Source organism: Candidatus Enterococcus moelleringii, assembly GCF_017377575.1.
Classification (GTDB): Bacteria; Bacillota; Bacilli; order Lactobacillales; family Enterococcaceae; genus Enterococcus_A; species Enterococcus_A moelleringii.
In genome coordinates this window covers 5,668-7,420 of record NZ_JAFREM010000005.1, presented here as the reverse complement: position 1 = coordinate 7,420, position 1,753 = coordinate 5,668, and the positions used below count along the sequence as shown (strand labels likewise).

Here is a 1,753-nt window from a genome sequence, read left to right as displayed (position 1 = left end):
AATCAAGGAGAATCCTTTTACCTTCATTCAATTACCAAAGGTTGAGAAGCTGAAGGACCAGGCGTTGACTAAGCAGGAACAAAAACGTTTAGAGACAGCGGCAATGGAAGACAAAAAAGGACGAGGAATTCCCGTGTTGTTGGCGCTGCACGCCGGTTTACGGATTGGCGAAATCGCTGCCTTATCCTGGAAAGATATCGATTTTGAGAATAACTTGATCCATGTTCGAGCTACGTATCAACGGGTTTTCAGCTTGTTGGAGGGGCAGAAAACGGAGTTGATTTACACCAGCTCTAAGACAGCTTCATCCACACGTTCGGTTCCTATGAGCCAAGGATTGAAGCAGCTTTTATTGCAACAGAAGCTGAAAGCAACGGGTAAATATGTGGTTACCAACAAGGACAAACCCTTGGAACCACGGCTTTTAACGTACCATTTCCATCAAATCCGTGCGGCGGCTGGTCTGCCTGAGACGCATTTCCATCAGCTGCGCCATACCTTTGCGACCCGCTGCTTGGAAAGCAAAGGCGACATTATGAGTGTGAGCAACATGCTTGGGCATAGCTCAACTCAGATGACTTTGGACACTTATGCGGGTTCTGTGATGGAACAGCGCATCCAAGTGATCGCACAAATGGAAGAATCAATCGCATAAACCGTTTTCAAAAATTGCGAAATGCATTTTTGGGGTGGTTTTTTTTGCTTTTTTACGGGTAAACGCTTACCTTGGTGATTGATTTAACAGACTTCGTTTTTTCTTTTTCTGAGGTGTCCGCTTTCCGGAAATTATTCGCCGTTATCCAAAAATGTTTATTTTTTTTGGCTTCCAATTTTATAAACCGTCAGCTCCCGTCAAGCGGGGGCTCTTTTTTATTGGTATGACAGTCTTTTTAGCGGGCTTCTTGGTCTTTTCAAGACCAAGATAAAGACCGAGCAAATTTTACCGTCAGTAAAAATTATAGCACGGGTGGGAGAGGGAGTCATTAAATGGCGGCTTGTTAACAAAAGATAATCAAGTGAAAAAGGAAACGGATTGTATTGGAGGAGGAGCCTGCATGTTTGGATTTGGCAAACAGAAAAAAGAAGCGTATCAAGAAGCGCCACAAGAGGAATATTTCTACGATGAGTACGATGCAGAAGGGTACGAGGATGATTATGGGTATGAGACCTATTCCGAAGAGGGCTATGACCGTGGCGAACGGCGTACCCGTACCCGCAATGATGCTGAATTTGAGGAAGAAACTGCTTTAAGAGAAGAACCTCGAGGACAGACCGAATCACCGCTGCAGCAGGAAGTCGATCGTTTAGAAGAAACGGTGGCCCAGTTGAAGCATCAGCTGGAGGTCAAGCAGACTGAGCTGACAACGATGGCAACGACTCTAACCGAAAAAGACCAACTGCTGCAAGACCAACAAGCAGATAAGGAACAACAGCTGCAGAATCTGAAAGCAGAAAAAGAGCAGCAAGTTCAAAACCTGCAGGCTGGAAATGAACAACAGCTGAAGGAACTTCAGGCAGAGAAAGACAAACAAATCCAATTATTAATGGATCAATTGGATCAAAGCACTAAGCAGCTGAATCAAACTGAGCAGACCCAAGCAGAAGCTTTAGCAGCGGCACAAAAAGAAATCAAAGAACTCAAACAAGCACAAGAAGCTAATGAAGCCATGAAGGATGAACTGGCAGGCATCTTAGTGCAATCGAAGAAACAAGAACGACAAATTTTAGAACGCGCGGAATACGAAGCCAAGGG

At 44.7% G+C, this 1,753-nt stretch carries 2 protein-coding genes; both read left to right on the top strand.

The genetic code is table 11. From position 1 onward, the window contains the following. Positions 1–655 (top strand): site-specific integrase (locus JZO70_RS03970; RefSeq protein ID WP_207672249.1); only part of this gene is annotated, 655 nt, incomplete at its 5' end. Between the two features lie 400 nt (positions 656–1,055). After that, a partial coding sequence (locus JZO70_RS03965) for a hypothetical protein (protein ID WP_207672248.1) occupies positions 1,056–1,753 on the top strand: 698 nt, incomplete at its 3' end.